Source organism: Syntrophobacter fumaroxidans MPOB, assembly GCF_000014965.1.
In the GTDB taxonomy this organism is placed as follows: domain Bacteria; phylum Desulfobacterota; class Syntrophobacteria; order Syntrophobacterales; family Syntrophobacteraceae; genus Syntrophobacter; species Syntrophobacter fumaroxidans.
On the sequence record NC_008554.1, the window covers coordinates 865,417 to 885,250 of the forward strand.

At 59.6% G+C, this 19,834-nt stretch carries 17 protein-coding genes; 15 read left to right on the forward strand and 2 right to left on the reverse strand.

All coding sequences use genetic code 11. The features are described from left to right. Position 1 precedes the first annotated feature (1 nt). From SFUM_RS03695 to lon, 5 genes are all read left to right on the forward strand, one after another. Positions 2 to 1,384, forward strand: a complete 1,383-nt coding sequence (locus SFUM_RS03695; RefSeq protein ID WP_011697582.1) for a KamA family radical SAM protein — start codon at positions 2 to 4, stop codon at positions 1,382 to 1,384. 4 nt (positions 1,385 to 1,388) lie between these two features. After that, on the forward strand, positions 1,389 to 2,369 hold the full coding sequence (locus tag SFUM_RS03700; protein WP_011697583.1) for a D-alanine--D-alanine ligase family protein: 981 nt from the start codon (positions 1,389 to 1,391) through the stop codon (positions 2,367 to 2,369). 71 nt (positions 2,370 to 2,440) lie between these two features. Beyond that, on the forward strand, positions 2,441 to 3,439 hold the full coding sequence (locus tag SFUM_RS03705; RefSeq protein WP_208597099.1) for a D-alanine--D-alanine ligase family protein: 999 nt from the start codon (positions 2,441 to 2,443) through the stop codon (positions 3,437 to 3,439). Positions 3,440 to 3,449: 10 nt separating this feature from the next. Next, positions 3,450 to 4,046: a GNAT family N-acetyltransferase gene (locus tag SFUM_RS03710; protein WP_208597100.1), complete on the forward strand. Its 597-nt coding sequence runs from the start codon at positions 3,450 to 3,452 to the stop codon at positions 4,044 to 4,046. 169 nt (positions 4,047 to 4,215) lie between these two features. Continuing rightward, positions 4,216 to 6,588: an endopeptidase La gene (gene lon, locus SFUM_RS03715; RefSeq protein WP_011697586.1), complete on the forward strand. Its 2,373-nt coding sequence runs from the start codon at positions 4,216 to 4,218 to the stop codon at positions 6,586 to 6,588. On the opposite strand, the gene SFUM_RS03720 is transcribed toward lon, so the two are convergent. Further along, entirely contained in the window at positions 6,561 to 7,493 is a 933-nt protein-coding gene (locus SFUM_RS03720) for a PP-loop family protein (RefSeq protein WP_011697587.1), read from the reverse strand. The genes lon and SFUM_RS03720 overlap by 28 nt on opposite strands. Before the next feature lie 143 nt (positions 7,494 to 7,636). Here SFUM_RS03720 and SFUM_RS03725 point away from each other — a divergent pair, with 143 nt between their 5' ends. Beyond that, positions 7,637 to 8,506 (forward strand): radical SAM protein, encoded by an 870-nt coding sequence (locus tag SFUM_RS03725; protein ID WP_041441614.1) that lies wholly within the window; start codon positions 7,637 to 7,639, stop codon positions 8,504 to 8,506. A gap of 34 nt (positions 8,507 to 8,540) precedes the next feature. On the opposite strand, the gene SFUM_RS03730 is transcribed toward SFUM_RS03725, so the two are convergent. After that, a complete protein-coding gene (locus SFUM_RS03730; protein ID WP_011697589.1) occupies positions 8,541 to 9,392 on the reverse strand; it encodes an NAD(+)/NADH kinase in 852 nt (283 codons plus the stop codon). 267 nt (positions 9,393 to 9,659) lie between these two features. On the opposite strand from SFUM_RS03730, the gene SFUM_RS03735 reads away from it, so the two are divergent. From SFUM_RS03735 to SFUM_RS03780, 9 genes are all read left to right on the forward strand, one after another. Next, the gene (locus tag SFUM_RS03735) at positions 9,660 to 10,583 is read left to right on the forward strand and encodes a GGDEF domain-containing response regulator (protein WP_011697590.1); all 924 of its coding nucleotides are present in this window, start codon (positions 9,660 to 9,662) and stop codon (positions 10,581 to 10,583) included. A 455-nt stretch (positions 10,584 to 11,038) separates the two neighbouring features. Then, positions 11,039 to 11,506, forward strand: a complete 468-nt coding sequence (speD, locus tag SFUM_RS03740) for an adenosylmethionine decarboxylase (protein ID WP_208597101.1) — start codon at positions 11,039 to 11,041, stop codon at positions 11,504 to 11,506. 7 nt (positions 11,507 to 11,513) lie between these two features. After that, entirely contained in the window at positions 11,514 to 12,437 is a 924-nt protein-coding gene (gene speB, locus SFUM_RS03745; protein WP_011697592.1) for an agmatinase, read from the forward strand. A gap of 101 nt (positions 12,438 to 12,538) precedes the next feature. After that, positions 12,539 to 13,411: a hemolysin family protein gene (locus SFUM_RS03750; protein WP_041439764.1), complete on the forward strand. Its 873-nt coding sequence runs from the start codon at positions 12,539 to 12,541 to the stop codon at positions 13,409 to 13,411. Positions 13,412 to 13,544: 133 nt separating this feature from the next. Beyond that, a complete protein-coding gene (lnt, locus tag SFUM_RS03755) occupies positions 13,545 to 15,077 on the forward strand; it encodes an apolipoprotein N-acyltransferase (protein ID WP_011697594.1) in 1,533 nt (510 codons plus the stop codon). Between the two features lie 13 nt (positions 15,078 to 15,090). Next, a protein-coding gene (gene prfB / locus SFUM_RS03760) for a peptide chain release factor 2 (RefSeq protein WP_150109422.1) occupies positions 15,091 to 16,225 on the forward strand; the annotation gives its coding sequence in 2 pieces (ribosomal slippage) (positions 15,091 to 15,156 and positions 15,158 to 16,225; 1,134 coding nt in all). A 92-nt stretch (positions 16,226 to 16,317) separates the two neighbouring features. Next, complete coding sequence (uppP, locus tag SFUM_RS03765; protein WP_011697596.1) at positions 16,318 to 17,163, forward strand: undecaprenyl-diphosphatase UppP; 846 nt, start codon at positions 16,318 to 16,320, stop codon at positions 17,161 to 17,163. A 562-nt stretch (positions 17,164 to 17,725) separates the two neighbouring features. Beyond that, the gene (locus SFUM_RS03775; protein ID WP_011697597.1) at positions 17,726 to 18,064 is read left to right on the forward strand and encodes a P-II family nitrogen regulator; all 339 of its coding nucleotides are present in this window, start codon (positions 17,726 to 17,728) and stop codon (positions 18,062 to 18,064) included. Between the two features lie 68 nt (positions 18,065 to 18,132). Further along, positions 18,133 to 19,482 (forward strand): ammonium transporter, encoded by a 1,350-nt coding sequence (locus tag SFUM_RS03780; protein ID WP_011697598.1) that lies wholly within the window; start codon positions 18,133 to 18,135, stop codon positions 19,480 to 19,482. The last annotated feature ends 352 nt before the right edge of the window (positions 19,483 to 19,834 follow it).

Here is a 19,834-nt window from a genome sequence, read left to right on the forward strand (position 1 = left end):
GATGGAAGACAATGTCTGTCTTGGCAAGGAAGTGGAACCTCCGAACGAAGAAACGGAACCTCCCGGTAGAGTTGTCCAACTCTCCATTTTTCCCACGATAGGCCTCACGGATAACAGGTCACGCACACAACCTCTCGGACCCCGCCGCCGGAACCGCCGGTCGGAATCCAGATTCCCGAACGAGAATGCCGCATTCAGCATCAATCCCCGAGCCGATGCTTTTCGGAGGACGCATTTCCCTCGTGTGTCGACTGCGGAATGGAACGATTGGCGCTGGCAGCTCAGGAATCGGATCCAGGACCGGGAGGCTCTGGCGCGGATCATCCGTCTGTCCGACGATGAGCTGAAAGCCGTGACGTCCGGGCGGGGACCGTTGCCCGTCGCCATCACACCGTACTATGCCAGTTTGCTGGACTGCAACGATCCGTCGCAACCCGTGCGGCGTTGCGTGGTGCCGGTGGATCGTGAGTACTTTCATCATCCGTGCGAAACCGAGGATCCTCTTGGAGAGGAAAAAGACAGCCAGCTGCCCAACCTGGTCCACCGCTATCCGGATCGGGTCCTCTTTCTGGTGACAGGGTACTGCTCGACCTATTGCCGCTATTGCACCCGCTCGCGCATGGTGGGCAACCGGGGCACCTACCGTTTTGGCCATCGCGAATGGGACAGGGCCATCGAATACATCGAGCGGACCCCCACCATCCGTGATGTTCTGCTGTCGGGTGGAGACCCGCTGACCCTTCCCAACGACCATCTGAAGTGGCTGCTGTCGCGTCTGCGGCGCATTCCCCACGTGGAATTTCTGCGCATCGGGACGAAAGTGCCGGTGGTCCTTCCTCAGCGCGTCACCATGGGACTGGTGCGCATGTTGAAGCAGTACCATCCCCTGTGGATGAGCATCCACTTTACACACCCCGACGAATTGACGCCCGAGACGGCTCACGCCTGCACCCGTCTCGCCGATGCGGGGATCCCGCTGGGGAGCCAGACCGTATTGTTGTCCGGCGTCAACGACAACGTCGAAACCATGACGAGGTTGTTCCACGGCCTGCTGAAAATACGGGTCAAACCTTATTACCTGTATCAATGCGACCCGATTCCGGGTTCATCGCATTTCCGGACTCCGGTGAGTAAAGGTCTGGAAATCATTCGGGGACTGAGGGGATTCACTTCGGGATACGCCGTTCCCACATATGTGATCGACGCACCGGGGGGCGGCGGCAAGGTTCCGTTGCTTCCGGAGTACGTTGCCGGTCGCGACGGCGACGATCTCCTGCTTCGCAACTACGCCGGCGATCTCTACCGGTATCCCGACCCGGCGGGAAACACCGGCGAAAGTGCGGGGAGCGGATTTCGGATGTGTTCGGGACCATTGAAGGAATAGATCCATGAAGGTGGGTATTGCCTACGATCTGAGGCAGGAATACCTTGCGGAGGGTTATAGCGATGAAGAAACCGCCGAATTCGACCGCCCGGAGACCATCGATGCCATCGAATCGGCCCTGCGCGACCTGAAATTCGAAACGGACCGCATAGGGCACGTTCGGAACCTTGTGCGAAGGCTGGCTGTGGGCGAGCGATGGGATTTGGTGTTCAACATTGCCGAAGGACTGGCGGGTTTCGGACGGGAAGCGGCGATCCCCGCGCTGCTCGATGCCTACGGGATTCCCTACACCTTCTCGGACCCTTTGGTTCTTTCCCTGTCGCTCCACAAGGGCATGGCCAAGAACGTGCTCCGCAACATGGGCATCCCGACGGCCGATTTCGTCGTCATCCAGGACGTGTCGGAAACGGAAGCGATCGGGATCCCCTTTCCGGTATTCGCAAAACCGGTGGCGGAAGGAACCGGAAAGGGGATCGACGCTGCATCCCGGATAGGCACTCAAGAGGAACTGGTTGCGAAATGCCGTCAACTCCTGGAAGTCTACAGGCAGCCCGTCCTCATCGAAAAGTTTCTGCCCGGCAGGGAGTTTACCGTCGGACTCGTTGGGACGGGGGCGAAGACCGAGGTCGTCGGCGTGATGGAGGTGATCCTCAAGGACGGGGCGGAGCGGGACGCCTATTCCTACAGCAACAAGGAACACTACGAACGGAGGGTGGAATACCGTCTGGCGGAAGGCTCCATTGCCAGGCTTGCGGCAAGAATCTCCGTCGAGGCGTGGAGGAAGCTCGGCTGTCGAGACGGCGGCCGCATCGATCTGCGTTGCGATGAAAGAAACGTGCCGAGCTTCGTGGAACTCAATCCGCTTGCGGGACTGCATCCCGTGCACTCGGATCTGCCCATTCTCTCGAGGCTCGCCGGTATGTCCTATGTTGAACTGATCGGCAGGATCATGGCGTCCGCCATGGAGCGCGTCGATTCCGGATGAGTCGCGCGCGGCCCGGGACGCCGGTTGTTGCGCCGAGTGCCGTGCACGATCGTTTCCCAAAGTGCCTTTTCATGATGAACACAATTGTGCTGCACGGTCTGGTCCCGGAAGGGGCGGCGCAGGACGAGGCGGACGTGCTGGTTCAGGCCGGGGCCGTTTCGACCGCACTCGCCGCTCTCGGGCATCTCCCGCGCCTTCTCGCCCTGAACATGGACCTGCAGGCTGCAATCGACGAGTTGCTGGGCATCCGGCCCCGGCTGGTGTTCAACCTCGTGGAAAGCATCAACGGATCGGGCAGATTCATTCATTTCGCTCCGTCAATTCTCGAACACCTGCGCATACCATTTACCGGGGCGAGAGCCGACGCCATCCTGTCGACCTCCAACAAGCTGCTGGCAAAAAGACTCCTGGATCGAGCGGGGATTCGGACTCCGCCATGGTTTGAAAAACCGGGGGGGGCTCGGCGTCATCCGGGCAGTCCCTTTCCTGCCGGCACCTGTCTCGTCAAGTCCGTATGGGAACACGCATCCATTGGAATCGACGAAAATTCGCTGGTTCAAGCCCGCGACGCCGGGGACCTGATGGAACCGATCCTCCAGCGTGAAGCGATGCTCGGAGGGGAATGGTTTGCCGAATCGTTTATCGAAGGGCGGGAATTCAACATCTCGCTGATCGAGGAGGCCGGCCGGGTTCGAGTCCTTCCGCCCGCGGAAATCCTGTTCCGGGGCTTTCCATCCGACACGCCGAAGATTGTCGGTTACCGGGCGAAGTGGGAAACCGGCTCATTCGAGTTCCGGAACACACCCAGGACATTTGAATTCGCCGCGGAAGACGAAGGGCTCCTGCGCCGGTTGAGCGAGATCTCGATGAACTGCTGGGAGCTTTTCGGTCTCAACGGTTACGCGAGAGTGGACTTTCGGGTCGACGGGGTGGAGGTTCCGTGGGTCCTGGAGGTCAATGCGAATCCTTGCCTGTCGCCGGATGCCGGTTTCATCGCCGCAGCCGCGAGGGCCGGACTCAGTTACACGGACGTCATCGACAGAATCGCGTCCGGCGCGCGATGCGGATGAAAGGGCGTGTGTGCGGTCTACACGGGGAAAACACCCGATCGAGCTTTCAGATATCGTCTTCAGGGCCGACCCGCGATCCGGCGACCCGGCGGAGGTGGGCCGGCTGGCGCGATCGACGGGTTTCTTCTCCCTTGAAGAAGTGGCGGTCGCCGTTGAATTGATCGAAACCCGGATGGAAAAAGGGGGCGACAGCGGCTACCATTTCATCTTCGCGGAGCGTTCAGGCCAAATGGTCGGCTACGCCTGCTTCGGACCGATCCCGTGCACGCTTGCCGGCTACGATCTGTACTGGATCGTCGTGCTGGATGAATTCCGGGGAAGGGGGCTCGGAAAGCGGCTGCTCGCGCGAACCGAACGCGTCATTGCCGCCGCGGGCGGCACTCGGGTCTATGTGGAAACTTCGTGCCGCGGTCAGTACGAGCCCACCAGGGCCTTCTACGAGAGGTGCGGCTACCGGTTGGAAGCGGTATTGAAGGATTACTACGCACCGGGGGAAGACAAGGCGATTTATCGGAAGGTCCTCGTTGGAGAGAACACGCCTGATCGCGCGGGCGAATACGAGCGAAGCGGCACGCAAGGTTCCGGCGACCTCGGAACCGCCCCTTGAGCCGGGCGCAGCCCGAATCGACACGTCGCGGCTTCTGCGGATCGTTGCGAGCGGCTCTTCCAATTCTTGAAGCAATCATTAACCTGAAGGTATGAGAAGGCGAATTTCGGTATCGATCGAGGGCTGGGGTTAATTGGCGCGGAGACGTTGCTGAAAGGGGAAATTGGTCATGGCTTCGGAGGGCGAAGGGGTGTTGAAGAAAGAGGGTCTGCCGGAAAAGCTGAGAATTCTGCCGTTGCGGAACATGGTCCTCTATCCGGACCTGGTGCTGCCTCTGCACGTGACGCGCGCCGGTTACCGGCGGCTCGCCGATGAAGTCTACCGGGAAAACGGTCTGCTGGCGGTCGTGGCCCAGAGGAACGAAGAGGCCGAGGAGGCTTCGCCCGCGGATATCTACCAGGTGGGAACGGTGGGCAGCATCATCAAGCTGCTCAAACAGGCGGACGGAACCTACCAGATCATTGTCGGGGCGAGCGAGAAAGTGCGCCTCCGAAACATCTCGCAGGCCGGGGATTACCTCGAGGCCGAAGTGGAGGCAGTCCCGGAGGATCGGAGCACCAGCCCGGAGATCGAGGCGCTGGCCCTCAATCTGCGCATGGGCTTCCAGAAATTCGTGTCGTTGGCCAGTCTTCCCCTGGACCTGGCGAATTTCGCCCTGAATGCCGAACGTCCCATGCAACTGGTGTATGCCGTGGCGTCACATCTTGCGCTCTCGGTGGTCGAGAGGCAATCGATACTGGAAATGCCCGAAACCAAGGCGGCTTTGGAACACGTCACGTTTTACATGACCAGGCAGTTGGAGAAACTCGAGCTTGCCCAGAGGATCCAGGACCGGGTCAAATCGGTGATGGACAAGCGTCAGCGCGACTACTACCTGAGGGAACAGCTGCAGGCGATCAGGAAAGAATTGGGGGAGGGGGAGGATACAAGCGAGGAAGTTCATGAGCTTGCCGCCCGGTTGCGCGACCTGGAGATGCCTGCGGAAGCGCGCGGCGCGGCCGAGAAGGAGATCGAACGACTCGGGCGCATGTCGCCCAGCGCCCCGGAATACCACGTCTCGAGAAACTACCTGGACTGGCTGCTGGAAATGCCGTGGAGCGTCTCGACGGAAGACCGGATCGATGTTCGTCAGGCCGCTGTGATCCTCGACGAAGATCATTTCGACCTTGAGAAGGTCAAGCGGCGCATCCTGGAATATCTTGCGGTGTTGCAGCTCAAAAAGGACCTCAAAGGGCCGATCTTGTGTTTCGTGGGGCCGCCCGGAGTCGGGAAGACCTCACTCGGCCAGTCCATTGCCCGGACGCTGGGTCGCAAGTTTTTGCGCATTTCATTGGGCGGTGTCAGGGACGAAGCCGAGATCCGGGGTCATCGACGAACATACGTCGGCGCGCTGCCCGGCAGGATCGTCCAGGGGCTGCGGCGCGTGGGCAGCAACAATCCGGTCTTCATGCTGGATGAGATCGACAAAATCGGCATGGATTTTCGAGGGGATCCTTCATCGGCGCTGCTCGAAGTCCTGGATCCCGAGCAGAACTTCTCCTTTTCCGACCATTATCTCGGCGTTCCCTTCGACCTTTCCAGGGTGATGTTCATCGCAACGGGCAACCTGCTGGACACGGTTCCCGCGGCGCTCAAAGACCGGATGGAAGTCATCGAAATCCCCGGTTATACGGCGGAGGAGAAGCTGGAAATCGCGCGGAAGTTTCTGGTGGAGCGCGAAACCGCAAATCACGGCCTGACGTCCGACCATATCCGAATCGGTGAAGACGCCATCCTGGAGATCATCCGTTCCTACACGCGGGAAGCCGGCGTGAGGTCTTTGCAGAGAAACCTCGCTTCGGTATGCCGCAATACCGCCAAGGCAATCGCCGAGGGCGCCTCCGGACCGATTCACATCGATGCATCCGGGATTCCCGAGATCCTCGGTCCGGTTCAATTCCTTCCGGAAACCGCCACCCGCTCGTGGGGGTGCGGCATCGCCACGGGCCTGGCCTGGACACCAAGCGGCGGGCAACTCATTTTCATTGAAACGCTGCGAACGCACGGCAACGGCAAACTCCTTCTCACGGGCCAATTGGGCGAGGTGATGAAGGAATCCGCCACGGCCGCGCTCACCTTCGTCCGGGCGCATGCCGCGGATTTGGAGATAGAGGGGGAGGAATTCGATCGTTCCGATATCCATGTGCATGTGCCGGCCGGAGCGACCCCGAAAGACGGACCTTCGGCGGGGGCGCCGATGGTTGTGGCGCTGGCGTCCCTGATGACGGGCAGAGAGGTGAGGAAAGACGTTGCCATGACCGGGGAGATCACGCTGCGGGGGGACATCCTGCCCGTGGGGGGAATCAAGGAAAAGGTGCTGGCGGCCCGTCGAGCCGGGGTAAAGGAAATCATGATACCCCATGCCAACATGAAAGACCTGGCGGACATCCCGGACCATCTGCGCAGGGACATGACCATTCACGAACTGCAGACCATATCCGACGTGCTGCAACTGGCGTTGCTGCCGTCGCCGCGTCAGGGCGGGTCCTCGCCCCGCAGCTGATTCAACAGGCGACATACGCTGCACGTCTCCCCGTAGCACGGCTCTCCGCACCGGGTGCAGGAACCGATGTCCGGGTCGAGCGACGGCTGCTCCCGCTTTTTCAGGAAGGAGAACAGGAAGTCCCTTTTCGTCCCGGGCATTCTGTCTTCCAGGAAATCGAGCGCTTCCTTGAACATGTGGCTGGTGGCTCCACGGGAGAGCGGGCATCGGTCATCCAGGGGCATTATGCCCGTCTCGGCGCAGTAGATGCGGATTTCATCGGCTTCCAGGCGATAGAGGGGCTTCAGCCTGGCCGGAAGCCGGGGGTGGTCGGACGGCAGATAAGGGTACTGTTTTTCGAAGTACCGGGTGCGGTGCCGCACTATGTTCCCGAGGAGTCGTCCGGCCTCGTCGTCGAGGTTGTGACCGACGGCGAGCGCCCGGTAGTCTTCCCGAATGGTGAGACGGTTCAGCATCTGGCGTTTGAGGAAACCGCACACCGAGCAGATCTTGCGCCGGGTCTTGCGACGGATGTCGGTGATGCTGTAGCCGATGGTTTCCTTCAGGGAGTACGTGACCCACGGGAGGTTTCTGGGCGAGGCGAAGCGTTCGATCGCTTCCGCGGAGGCGCGGGAAAACCCGGCCTCGATGCCCAGATCGATGTGAAGCCCCTTGGTCTCGTACCCGAGATCCCGCAGGACGTTCCACATCGCCAGAGAATCCTTGCCTCCCGACACGGCCACCAGCAGAGGCGTGCGCGGAGTGGTGCCGAATTTCTTGAGCGCCTTGGCGACGGCATTCCGGAAAAACTGAAGGAAACATTCCGAACAGAAAATCGCATGATGGTGAGGCAGGCGGATCGTGGCCTGCGCCTTGCACCGCGTGCATTTGGCTCCCTTGGGAAGCTCCGGGAACAATCCGCGCATGCTGTCCTCTCGACGTCACGTGGAAGGAAGTGAGAAAAACCGTCGTGTTTCGCACCGGGAATCATACTCTATCGATGCGGGATAGGCTATCATGAGAATCGTCATCGCGGCGAGACACGGCAAGGAGGTATTCGATGGACGGGATGCACTACGAAGGAACGATCATCCGGCCGCCCAGCGAGGCGGACAGCGTTCTGCTGCAGGTCACGGTCGGCTGTTCGCACAACAAGTGCACGTTCTGCGGCACGTATAAAGGGGAACGGTTCAGGATCAAGGACGACGCCACGATCGATGCGGACATCCGGTACGCGGCCGGGAACCTTTCCTTTCTGCACCGGGTGTTCCTGGTCGACGGAGATGCCCTTATCATTCCCCAGGACCGGCTGGTCCGGATCATGCGCCGAATCCGGGAAGAGATGCCCTGGATCAGAAGGGTCGGCCTGTACGGCAATGCCAAGAGCATCCTGCGAAAGACGCCCGAACAACTTGCCGAGCTCCGGGAGCTTGGGCTGGGCATTGTGTACCAGGGGCTGGAAAGCGGTGACGAACAGGTCCTGAGGGAAATCAACAAGGGCGTTTCCCTCGACCGGATGATCCAGTCCGCCAGGAGAGTGCGCGAGGCCGGGATCAAACTGTCGGTCATGGCGATCCTGGGACTGGCGGGGCGTGAGCGCTCCCTGGTCCACGCGCGGGCCACCGGTGAGGCGCTGACGGCGATGGACCCCAACTACGTGGGCGTTCTGACCCTCATGGTGCTGCCCAACACCGAGCTCTACGCCCGAATTCAAAGGGGGGAGTTCGAGCTGCTTTCGTCGCGCGAGATGCTCGAAGAACTGCGGGAAATCCTGCGGCATACGACCATGACCAGGGGACTCTTCTTCGCAAACCACGCGTCCAATTACCTTCCCTTGAAAGTGAGAATGCCGGGCGAAAAGGAGCGGGCGCTCAAGACCATCGACGATGCGCTCCAGGGGGGCATCCACCTGAGGCCTGAATGGATGCGGGGCCTGTAGCCGATCGCCTCATCCGCTTCAGTTGGCGTGGGATTCAGGCTTGGCCCCACTTCAACTTGTTGCGAAGGATCTCGAAATGATCCACGGTAGGGGTCTTGATCAATCGGAGCGGGTTTGCCGCGGCGGTGATCACGATCCGGTCCGAGGGCGCCAGGAGGCAGCCGACCTGGCCGTCGCAGGTGAGCGTGACGTCTTTGATCGGCTCGCCCAGTTCGATGCGGATGATCACGTGGGACGGAAAGATGATCGGGCGGTTGGTCAGGGTGAAGGAACAAATGGGAGTGATGATGATGGCCTGCGCGGTAGGGAAGACGATTGGGCCTCCCGCTGCGAGATTGTAGGCCGTCGAGCCGGTGGGGGTGGAGAAGATGAGGCCGTCGCCGCGATAGTGGGTCAGAAAGCGACCGTCGATGACGGTGACCAGGTCGATGATGCGCGCGAGGGCACCCTTGTTGATGACCGCATCGTTGAGAACCCTGTGACTGAAGATTTCACGGTGCTCCCTGCGAACCAGCACCCTGAGGCGCATACGCTCTTCGATTTCGTAGTCGCCGCCGAGAATTCTTTCAAGCTCCATGTAGCAATTGTCGATGGTGATTCCAGTCAGAAACCCCATGCCGCCGAGGTTCACGCCGATGACGGGGATCTTGCGGCTCTCGATGAGCCTGGCCACGCTCAGCAGGGTGCCGTCGCCTCCAAGGACGATGACAAGATCGGTATCTTGAGGAAAATCGACGCGTTGATGAGAGGAAAGCACCCCTGCGCTGTCGATGTTTTCCATGCAGAATACCAGGACGTTGCGCTTTGCGAGCCAGGATTTGATATCCTGGGCCAGTCTGGCGGCCTCCGGTCGCATGCGCTTGTAGACGACGGCTATGTGTCGCATGTCGTGCTCCGTGAAGAGTTGGGTGATAATCACCGGCAAATTGATTTGAAAGATACATGAAAACTATTTGTAAAAAAAAGTCAATTGAACTAATTAGAATTCCTGTGAGCACGCAGGAGCCCGTTCCCGACGGTGCGTGCTCCCGTGGAAGCATTCCCCTCCGTGCACGAGTGCTGTTGAACGTCTTTCCCTCGTTGCAGGATTTGGCCGCTCGAATGAGTTGTCTGGATGTACGTCTCCCTTGAGCGCAGCTGATTAAGGTTGACCATGGAAGCCAGAGAATTTTGGGCAAAGACGCCTTCACAACACATACTCGTCGTCGACGATGAGCAGCCCGTGCGCGATTTTGTGGCGGAAGCGCTGGAGTCCATGGGACATGAGGTACAGACGGCCGTGGATGGCCGGGATGCGTTGGAGAAGATGGAGGATTCGGATTTTTCCGTCGTGATCACCGACATGGTGATGCCTCGTATGGACGGGATGCAGCTCATTCGTTACCTCAGCGAACACCAGAACGAGGTGGACATCATCGCCATCACCGGTCTGGCCATGGACTACAAGTACACCGACGTGGTGGCGGCGGGAGCCTCCGATTTTATCACGAAACCCTTCACCATGAACGAGCTGGAAGCGAAGTTGAACCGGTTGATCCGGGAACGGCACCTGAGGGAGGAGCTGGAACGCCTTGCGGTGCGCGATCCCCTGACCGGCCTGTTCAATCGGCGTTTCTTCCAGAGACTGGTGCGCAAAGAATCGATCCGTGCAATCCGCCATCAGCACCAACTGTTTCTCTTTTTCCTGGATATCGACCGGTTCAAGGACTACAACGACCAGAACGGGCACCAGGCAGGGGATGAATTGCTGGTGAAGTTCGCAGCCGTGCTGAGACAGTCCATTCGCAAGGACGTCGATACCGCTTTCCGCTACGGCGGGGATGAGTTCATGGTCCTTCTTCCCTATCTGCCCCTGGAGCAGGCGTTGCCGGTGGCGGAACGCATCCGGGAGAACTTCGGACAACTCCTGCTGGTACCCACCTCGCTGTCCGTCGGTATCGCCCGGTACCTCGAAAAATCGGTGAGCATCGACGATGATATCGGGGACATGATCAGTCGCGCAGACCAGGCACTCTACCATGCCAAGCATGGCCTGGGACGAGACCGCGTCTATCTCGACAAGGAATCCGCCGTTTGATCTCATGGGCTGCGACACCGCGATACACGCTGTCTGAACGGCCGTGATTATTTTTGTGCAGGCGGGTACTCGACCCCGGTTTTCCCTTGACACATGCCAAGCTGTCCTTTATATAGTGCTGACTTTTGCATAGAGGTCCATCTTCGGTAAGCGGTGGAGAATTCTGAAAAACACAATGATTTTCGTCACCCGTGAACACGGCGCCGGATAGTGGCGAAAGAGATAGACTGAGGGTTGGCTGAGAGAGTGAGCTTCTTCAGTTCGGGAGTTCATCGAGCCCATCAGGCACGAATGTGGAAGCTGGTCCGCCCCTGGTTCAGGAAGTGAGTCCATTATTATGAATGGCTAAAAGCGTGCAAGCCCTGCAACGCCTTTTAGGAGTCTCACGGTGGCATCTCCAATATTGGGCGGCAAGAATTGATCTGGGTTACTGAGAACGGACGGTTCTCCAATGAATGCAGGAGGTGACTGCCATGGGCATGGGCAAACCGGAGTTCGGCTTTGGTGTGCACTTGATGGTGGATGGTTACGGCTGTGATCCGGTGGGGCTTCAGGATATGAGTCTGATCTACAGTTTCCTGGACGAATATCCCGTGCAAATGGACATGACGAAAATCATGCCGCCGTACGTATTCCGCTACAAGGGGTCGGTTCCCGAGGATTGGGGAGTCTCGGGATTCGTCTTGATCGCAGAAAGCCACATCAGTATTCATACGTTCCCTGAAAAACAGTACCTCAGCCTCGACATGTTCTCCTGCAAGCCTTTCGACACCCAGAAGGCGGTGGAAAAGGTGAAGAAATATTTTAAAATACAAAAGTTCGAGATGAAGGTGCTGGACCGGGGGCAGGAATTTCCCAATACGATCCATGAATCCGCCCAGGTGGTGCGTATGGACCGGATGCTGATGCAGCGCTCCAGGTAGAGTGGTTATGACTTCCGAAAAATCGGTGGGGTCCGGGCTGAGGGAATGCCTGGGACCCCATTGTTCATTTTTGGGCCTTGCCGTTCCCGAGTGTGCGTTCGAGAATGCCGGAGCGGTCATCATCCCGGTGCCTTACGACGCCACGACGACTTATCGGGCGGGGACGCGTGAAGGGCCGCGAGCCATTCTGGCCGCGTCCAGGGAACTCGAACCCTACGACGAGGAAACGTGCACCGAGGCCTATCGGCACGGGATCGCCACCCTGGAGGAATTGCCGGTGGTGGTGAGCTCCCCGCGCGATATGCTGGACAGCGTGCGGGTTGTGGGGGCGCAAGTCCTTCGCTCGGGAAAGCTGCCCGTGCTGCTCGGCGGCGAGCACCTGCTGTCGCTGGGCATGATCGAGGCGGCGGCCGATCACTTCGGGGATTTGAGCATTCTCCACCTTGATGCCCACGCGGACCTGCGGGAGCAATACCAGGGCAGTCCCTACAGCAACGCCTGCATCATGCGGCACGGCGCGGCGTTGGCTCCCGTGGTGCAGGTCGGGATACGATCGCTGACCGCCGAAGAACATGAGTTCATCCGGGCAAAGAAGATCCCCTGCTTCTTTGCGCATGACCTCCACCGGGATCCGTCGCTGTACGCTCGTGTCATCCCGTGCCTCGGAAAGCGGGTTTATCTCAGCATCGATCTGGACGTCTTCGACCCGGCGGTGATGCCGTCGGTGGGTACACCCGAACCGGGCGGTCTGTCGTGGTATGAAGTGATCGACCTGCTCAGGGCCGTCTTCCGGGAACGGCAGGTGGTCGGATTCGATGTGATGGAGCTGCTGCCGGTGCCCTGTTTTGCCGCTCCGGATTTCCTGGCCGCCCGCTTGGTGTACAAGCTGCTTTCGTTCTTTTTTGCGGGTGCCGCTCGTCCGCCTTGCTAACGGACGTTCGATCGGGTAAAATACTTAAGATTTTTTGCACAGTTAGAACGTCTTTCGGGTACGGGTCATCATCTTACTCTCATCAGGAAAGTGACTGGAAATTGGAAGAGGGGTCAGCCAAAGGATTTCAGAACTGGCTTAGAATGTGCTTCCGTAGACTATCCCGGATTGGAAGCAGCGAAAACATCGAAAAGGAAATCCAACAGCTCATCGACGAAGGCGAACAGGCCGGGCTCATTTCCGAAGACGAAGGGGAGATGATCCAGGGGATCTTTTCCTTTCGAGACACGATCGCGCGGGAAATCATGGTCCCTCGTACCGACGCGGTTTACGCGCGGGCGGAGACTACGACGGCCGACGTCATTCAGTTGATCATCCAGAGCGGTCATTCGCGCATTCCCATCTACCAGGACAGCATCGACAACATCATCGGAACCCTGCACGCCAAGGATCTGCTCAAGTATTGGGGCAGCGACGATGTGGACCTGCGGGCGATCATTCGCAGTCCGTATTTTATTCCCGAGAGCAAGAAGATCAGCGAGGTGCTCGAGGATCTTCGGGACAACAAGTCGCACATGGCCATCGTGGTCGACGAATACGGGGGGACGGCCGGGATCCTGACGCTCGAGGACATCATCGAGGAGATCATCGGCGACGTCATGGATGAGTACGATGCCGATGTGAAGCTGATCGTGGAGCACGATGACGGTTCGATCACGGTGCACGCGAGGCTGGACGTCGAGGAACTGGAGGATTTCCTGGACGTCAAGCTGCCGGAAGGCAAGTTCGAGTCCGTGGGGGGCTTTGTCATCAGCCTTGTGGGAAGGGTGCCGGGAGTCAACGAACGAATCGTTTTCGAGAATATGGAAATGGTGATCGAAGCGGCGAGCAACCGGAAGATCGAGAAGATACGGATTCGCAGGGTCGATCCCGAGGCCGCGGCGGCCGCTCTCCCGAACGGGGCCGCATCCTGACGCGGCGAGACTTCCCGGGCGTGGGACATTGGGCAATAAGGGATTCCGGGGCACGTTGCGGCGGCAGGGGAAGTCCCGGCTTTTCCGTTCCGGCGGTCCCGCTCGCTCCACAACTTCCAGGGAAACGAGGAAGATGTCGTCGAACAAGCTGTTTTTGAGTGTCCCGCTGAGCGTTCTGAGTGGCGTGCTGCTGACCGTGGGCCTGCCGAAGCTCGAGCTCTTTTACTGTTCATGGGTGGCCTTGATTCCGCTGTTTGCGGCCATTCGCGGGAAGACCGTGAAGCAGGCCCTTTGGCTGGGCTACCTTTGCGGAATCGTGCACTTTGCATCCATGCTCTACTGGATCTGGTACGTCATCGACTACTACGGCGGTCTGCCGTTCGCCGTGGCGGTCCTCATTCTGCTGCTCCTGAGTGCCTACCTGGCGGTCTACGTGGCGGTGTTCAGCGCGCTCGCGCGAAAATGGGAATCCAACTTTTTTTTCTGGCTGTTTGGATTGCCTTCGGCATGGGTGACCCTCGAGCTCATACGTGCCTATGCGGTTTCGGGTTTCCCCTGGGGGAACCTTGGGTATACCCAGGCCCCGCTGGCTTCGCTCATCCAGGTGGCGGACATCACGGGCGTGTACGGGGTCAGCTGGCTGGTCGTGCTCGGCAATACCGCCATAGCCGCCTTCCTCTACCGGTTTCACATGAAGACCGCCGTTATCGCCCTGGCTGTGTGTGTGGCGGGTGCGACAGCCTATGGCGCGTGGCGCGTGGAGGTGGTCAAAGGACTGCAGAGCCTGGCTGCTCCGTTCACGGTGGGCGTGGTCCAGGGGAACATCGATCAAAGCAAGAAATGGGATCCCGCGTTTCAGCAGGAGACGCTGAGACGTTACCAGCGGCTGTCCATGGAGGCTTCGGTGCGTGTTCCCGCGCCCGAGTTGCTGGTGTGGCCCGAGACGGCTGCACCCTTTTTCTACGGAATCGATGACAAGCTGACGCCGCAACTCAACGAGCTCGTCCGACAGGCGGGTATTCCCCTGTTGTTCGGCAGTCCCGGCGCGATCCGGGCGGACGGTGAAATCCGGTTGCTCAACAAGGCCTACCTGGTGGACGGCAGGGCCGAGCTCAAGGGAACTTACGCCAAGCAGCACCTGGTGCCTTTCGGTGAGTACGTGCCGTATGCCCGCGTGCTGTTCTTCGTGCATCGCCTGGTTCATGCCGCGGGGGATTTCATGGCCGGTAAGGATCCCGATCCGCTTCGGCTGGATGAGCGGCCGCTGGGCGTGCTGATCTGCTACGAGGGGATTTTCCCGGAGCTTTCACGGGCCACGGTCCGGGCCGGGGCCACGGCCCTGGTCAATATCACCAACGATGCATGGTACGGGAACACCAGCGCCCCGTATCAACACCTGGAAATGGCCCGCTGGCGCGCGATCGAATGTCGGGTGCCCATGATCCGCGCGGCGAACACGGGAATCAGCGCGATCTACGATGCGACGGGAACCCCGTGCGGCTTGATTCCGTTGGGTCAGGAAGGTTATCTTGTCTGTAGCGTGCGGCCGTTCCGGCTGGTGACCTTCTACACCAGGTTCGGCGATATTTTTGCGTGGCTGTGCGTTTTGATCACGCTTTCAGGAATCATCTATTCGACGTTTCAACGCCGTGTGGCGTTCAAGTGAGGAGGGTGCGCGTATGACCATCGACATCAGCGATCTCAAGACTTTGCTCAGGGAACTCGCTCAACGCTTCCAGACCCTCGGGGGGTATCTTTGACATCGAAGGCAAACGAAAACGGCTCAAGGAGCTCGAGAAGATACTCCTCAAACCCGGGTTCTGGGACAGTCCGGAAGAAAGCAAACACGTTCTCAAGGAACGATCCGATCTCAACGTGATCGTGGAGAATTGGCAGCGCCTGTCGGAGGAGCTACGGGACAACGAGCTCATGCTCGAAATGGCGCTCGAAGAGGAAGATCGGGAAGTCCTCAAGGATGTCCATCGCAAGGCGTTGAGCCTTCAGAAGGAGCTGCGGACGGTCGAGCTGCAGCAGTTGCTCGGCGAGGAAAACGACGACAAGAATGCTATCGTGAGCATCAATGCCGGCGCCGGAGGCACCGAAGCCCAGGACTGGGCCGAGATGCTGCTGCGGATGTACCTGCGGTGGTGTGAGAAGAAGAGCTTCACTGTCCAGATGGTCGATATGCTCGAAGGTGAAGAGGCGGGAATCAAGAGCGGTACGTTTACCGTGTCGGGCTCCCATGCCTACGGCCTGCTCAAGGGGGAATCCGGCATCCATCGCCTCGTGCGGATTTCCCCTTTCGATGCGAGCGGCCGGAGGCACACTTCCTTCGCGGCGGTGCTGGTCATTCCCGAGGTGGACGAGAAGATCGAGGTCGAAATCAAGCAGGCGGATTTGAGGATCGACACTTACCGCGCAAGCGGCGCCGGCGGCCAGCACGTGAACAAGACCAGCTCGGCGGTCCGGATCACGCATCTCCCCACGGGGATCGTGGTGCAGTGCCAGAATGAAAAATCACAGCACAGAAATCGCGACATTGCGCTGAAGATACTACGGGCAAGGCTCTACGAGCGCGAAAAGAGGGCTCAGCAGGAAAAGCTCCAGGAAGCTCACGACAGTCTCGACGACATCGCCTGGGGCAATCAGATCCGCTCCTACGTGCTGCAACCCTACCGGTTGATCAAGGACCACCGGACAAGCATCGAGAAGGGCAACGTCGAGGGCGTTCTGGACGGCGAAATCGACGATTTCATTGAAGGCTACCTGATGAACCTGGCGAATGCCAGGGGCCGTGCGGCCGTCACGGCCTGACGATGAGTGAATTGCGGCGGGCGCGGTGGAAGCCGCGCCGTGCCTTGAGATGCCGGCGGCGGCTGATGAGAAGCTGAAAGGAATCTGCCTGAATGAACGTGTTGCAGGGATTGTTGCTGGGATTGATCCAGGGGCTGACGGAGTTCCTTCCGATCAGCAGCACGGCGCATCTGACCCTTGCCGGAAAATGGATGGGGGTCGTCTCGGCCGAACATCCCGAACACTGGACAGCCTTCATAGCGGTCATCCAATTGGGCACGATGGCCGCCGTGCTGATCTATTTCGCCAGGGACGTCCTGGACATCTCCCTTACCTTTCTGGAAGAAAACGTATTCCGACGCATGCGGTTCAAAGATCAATCTCACGTTTCCAAGCTGGGCTGGTACGTGATTCTGGGTTCCCTGCCGGTGGCGACATTCGGTCTCGTTTTCAAGAAGGTCATCGAGGGGAGCCTGACCAAGAGCCTCATCGTGATCTCGGCGAGCCTGATCGTCTTCGGCATCCTGCTCGGCGTTTCAGAGGTGGTCGCACGGTTTTCCAAGAGCATCAAGCGGATTTCCTGGCTGGACGCCCTGGTGGTCGGTTTCGCCCAGGTCATGGCCTTGGTTCCGGGCGCGTCCCGATCCGGAACGACGATAACCGCCGGCCTCTTCATGGGGATGACACGCGAAACCGCGGCGCGGTTCTCCTTTCTACTGAGCATACCGGCGGTGATGGCGAGCGGGTTGCTGGAGTTCAGGGAAAGCCTCGACTTCATGGGTTCGCAGGACTTTCTGGTTCTTGCCTCGGCAACACTGATGTCCGCCGTGAGCGGATACCTCACCATCGCTTTTCTGCTTCGATTCCTTCGTCGCCACTCCACGAACGTTTTCGTGGTCTACCGGGTGGTTTTGGGCGGCGCACTCTTGTGGATGGTCTTCCGGCACGGCGTCGTATGAGGCGGATGTGCGTCGCCAACCAAAGCCTCCCGGAAGGTTTTCCGGTTCCGCATGGCCGGTGCCCGGCGGCGCAGCCGGACCGCTCGGGGCGCGAGTCTCCTGTTTTCCTGGTCCGCGAATCGAGGGAAAGCGGGCGGAATCCTTCATCGGCCGTTCCGGGACAAGCCGTTTCCCGTTTCGTCACGGGGAATCAGCCTGGCCAGTTCGATACAAAAATGTTCATTTCCTGATGTAAAATTCAAGCATACCAACAATCTTGTCACTGCGTTTCAGGCACTCCGGTGCCTCTTCGGAAACCTCCCTCCAAGAAAATTCAAATAAGAAATTCCACAGGTTATCTCATTGATCCAGCACCCGCGAAAAGCGGTTGGCACGCCCTTTGATTATTCTCCACGCGAGAGGATGGCGGCCCGCGAGCGCGGTCGGCCCGGGGTCTGGAGTGAATTCAGGTGAATGGCTTGCGGGCGCCATCCTCTGCCAGAAAAAGAGTCGGCGCCGGGCGGTATGATGCTCGGACGGAATGTGCCGGAGGCGATTTGAAGAAAACGGGAGGTGTCGGAACATGGTGAAAATTGAAGCGGTCATCAAGCCTTTTCGGCTGACGGAGGTCCAGGAGGCGTTGTCGTCTCTGGGGGTGCAGGGAATGACGGTATTTGAGGTGAAGGGATTCGGGCGGCAGAAAGGGCATGTGGAACTTTACCGCGGCGCGGAATACAAAGTGAGTTTCGTTCCGAAGCTTATGGTCCTCGCGGTGGTTCCGGACACCCTGGTCGAACGGGCCGTGGAAGCCATACAGAAAGCGGCCTGCACGGGGAAAATCGGCGACGGAAAAATCTTCCTTTCGCATATCGATGACGTTATGCGCATTCGAACGAAGGAAACGGGCCCCGAGGCGCTTTAGTGCTCGAGAGCGGGATTGGCTCGATACGAGGTTTCAAGCAATTCGTCTGGAGATCCGGAGGAAACGAGATGAACAGAACGCTGGTGATTTTGGTTCTTGTATTTCTGGCACTGAGCGCGGGCGCCGGCTTCGCGGCGGAATCTGGACCGCAGGCGGGGGCGGTCGAGGCGGCTGCGGCCTCTGCGGCACCCCTCAAGGTGGACACCGGGGACACCGGCTGGCTCCTGGCCTGTTCGGCACTGGTTTTGCTGATGACCCCCGGCCTCGCGCTTTTCTACGGTGGAATGGTGCGGCGCAAGAACGTCCTGGGCACCGTCATGCACAGTTTCGTGGCGATGGGAATCATAACGGTTCAGTGGGTCCTCTTCGGCTACAGCCTCTCGTTTGGTCCCGACGTCTGGCATTTCATAGGCAATCTCGACTGGATCGGGCTTCGCGGAGTCGGATTGGAACCCAACGGCGACTACGGCGCCACCGTTCCGCACCAGGCGTTCATGATCTTCCAGATGATGTTTGCCATCATAACCCCGGCCTTGATTTCGGGGGCGATCGCGGAAAGGTTCAAGTTCAGCACCTACGTGGTGTTCATGACGCTCTGGGCGTTCCTGGTGTACGATCCGCTCGCTCACTGGGTGTGGGGCACCGGGGGCTGGCTGAAGGAACTCGGGGCGCTCGACTTTGCGGGAGGGCTCGTGGTGCACATCAGCTCCGGTGTGTCCGCCCTGGCCTGTGCCCTCGTGGTGGGAAAGAGGAAAGGGTACGGCGTCGATCTCATGGCCCCGCACAACCTCATGTTCACCATTCTCGGCGCATGCCTGCTGTGGTTCGGATGGTTCGGGTTCAACGCGGGGAGCGCCATCGCCTCGGGCGCCCTGGCGACGTCGGCCTTCGTGGTCACGCATATCGCCACGGGGGCGGCGGCCATGTCGTGGATGTTCACGGAATGGATTCACCGGGGGAAACCCACCGCTCTCGGCGCGGCCTCCGGTGCGGTCGCGGGGCTGGTTGCCATAACGCCCGCATCCGGTTTCGTCGGGCCGCTCTCATCGCTGGTCATCGGGCTGATCGGCGGGGCGGTGTGCTACATGGCGGTGAGCCTCAAACCGAAGTTCGGCTACGACGACTCGCTTGACGTGGTCGGAGTCCACGCCGTGGGGGGAACCCTGGGCGCCCTGCTCACCGGGCTCTTCGCATCCAAGCTGGTCAACCCGGCGGGTGCCGACGGGCTGTTCTTCGGGAACCCGGGCCAACTGGGCATCCAGGCGCTGTCGGTGGTCTGCGCTTGGGTCTATTCCTTTGCGGTCAGCTTCATCCTTCTCAAGATACTCGACAAGGTCATGGGCTTGAGGGTGACCGAGGAAGATGAATCCGTAGGACTCGATCTGAGCCAGCACGGGGAGGCCGGGTATACCCTGTAAACCCGGGCTTGCATCAAAGTCCGGGTTGCGTTCAAGTCCACAGTATTGGGCGGGAGGGTACAAGGCCCTCCCGCCCAATTGCGTGGGGTGCATACAAGGGCGGGGGTTTCCCCGCCCGCCGTGTTTTGGTCGATCTCCAGTTCGGCGCTCTTGAACGCGAATCGCCCCAAACCCGGCGCGCTGGTCGCACACCGTATCCGCTGCCTGTTTGGGGCCGAGACCCTCGTGAAATTAAGCGAAGATACCCTCTCCGCGGCACGGCGCCTCATCAAGAGCTGCCTGTTGGCGACCTCGCAGCCGCTCATTTCCCGGAAGACGGTTTTGTTGTGAAAAGTGATGATCAGACCCCGAA

What these genes read in the sequence shown, in the direction of transcription:
- speD (WP_208597101.1), top strand. Translation starts at nt 11,039, where the DNA reads ATGCAGGAGGTGACTGCCATGGGCATGGGCAAACCGGAGTTCGGCTTT.
- SFUM_RS03720 (WP_011697587.1), bottom strand. Translation starts at nt 7,493, where the DNA reads ATGCGCGGATTGTTCCCGGAGCTTCCCAAGGGAGCCAAATGCACGCGG.
- SFUM_RS03725 (WP_041441614.1), top strand. Translation starts at nt 7,637, where the DNA reads ATGCACTACGAAGGAACGATCATCCGGCCGCCCAGCGAGGCGGACAGC.
- lon (WP_011697586.1), top strand. Translation starts at nt 4,216, where the DNA reads ATGGCTTCGGAGGGCGAAGGGGTGTTGAAGAAAGAGGGTCTGCCGGAA.
- speB (WP_011697592.1), top strand. Translation starts at nt 11,514, where the DNA reads ATGACTTCCGAAAAATCGGTGGGGTCCGGGCTGAGGGAATGCCTGGGA.
- lnt (WP_011697594.1), top strand. Translation starts at nt 13,545, where the DNA reads ATGTCGTCGAACAAGCTGTTTTTGAGTGTCCCGCTGAGCGTTCTGAGT.
- uppP (WP_011697596.1), top strand. Translation starts at nt 16,318, where the DNA reads ATGAACGTGTTGCAGGGATTGTTGCTGGGATTGATCCAGGGGCTGACG.
- SFUM_RS03780 (WP_011697598.1), top strand. Translation starts at nt 18,133, where the DNA reads ATGAACAGAACGCTGGTGATTTTGGTTCTTGTATTTCTGGCACTGAGC.
- SFUM_RS03735 (WP_011697590.1), top strand. Translation starts at nt 9,660, where the DNA reads ATGGAAGCCAGAGAATTTTGGGCAAAGACGCCTTCACAACACATACTC.
- SFUM_RS03775 (WP_011697597.1), top strand. Translation starts at nt 17,726, where the DNA reads ATGGTGAAAATTGAAGCGGTCATCAAGCCTTTTCGGCTGACGGAGGTC.
- SFUM_RS03695 (WP_011697582.1), top strand. Translation starts at nt 2, where the DNA reads ATGGAAGACAATGTCTGTCTTGGCAAGGAAGTGGAACCTCCGAACGAA.
- SFUM_RS03700 (WP_011697583.1), top strand. Translation starts at nt 1,389, where the DNA reads ATGAAGGTGGGTATTGCCTACGATCTGAGGCAGGAATACCTTGCGGAG.
- SFUM_RS03705 (WP_208597099.1), top strand. Translation starts at nt 2,441, where the DNA reads ATGATGAACACAATTGTGCTGCACGGTCTGGTCCCGGAAGGGGCGGCG.
- SFUM_RS03730 (WP_011697589.1), bottom strand. Translation starts at nt 9,392, where the DNA reads ATGCGACACATAGCCGTCGTCTACAAGCGCATGCGACCGGAGGCCGCC.